Source organism: Pseudomonas sp. H26/SER47-MNA-CIBAN-0231 (assembly GCF_040310465.1).
In the GTDB taxonomy this organism is placed as follows: domain Bacteria; phylum Pseudomonadota; class Gammaproteobacteria; order Pseudomonadales; family Pseudomonadaceae; genus Aquipseudomonas; species Aquipseudomonas atacamensis.
Window position 1 is genome coordinate 1 of the sequence record NZ_JBEOPW010000110.1, and the last position, 261, is coordinate 261.

Annotated in this window: 1 pseudogene; it reads right to left on the reverse strand. The window is 45.6% G+C overall.

Features of this window, described 5'->3' with window-relative positions:
- A pseudogene (locus tag AAEZ10_RS27490) lies at positions 1 to 261 on the reverse strand (tyrosine-protein kinase); the annotation flags it as partial.

A 261-nucleotide genomic window follows, 5' to 3' on the forward strand; every position in this document is an offset into this window, starting at 1 on the left:
CAGTAAATCATGCGGCAGTTCCAGCTCAGAAATATCAAGGCGCTCTCCGCCCCAAGCATAACTATTCATGCCCAGCCAAGGTTGTGCGACAGTATTTTCTGGGCTAGGTTTAAAGCGCCTCGCAAAATATTCACCAATCAATGGGAAGTATTTAGGCTCAACATGGATATCCAGTTTTAGGTTGTCGACTGCTGCGCCAATATTTTTGCGTGACTTTATCAGCTCAAATTCAGTTGTCGATGGCGATTCCTTGCCCAAGAT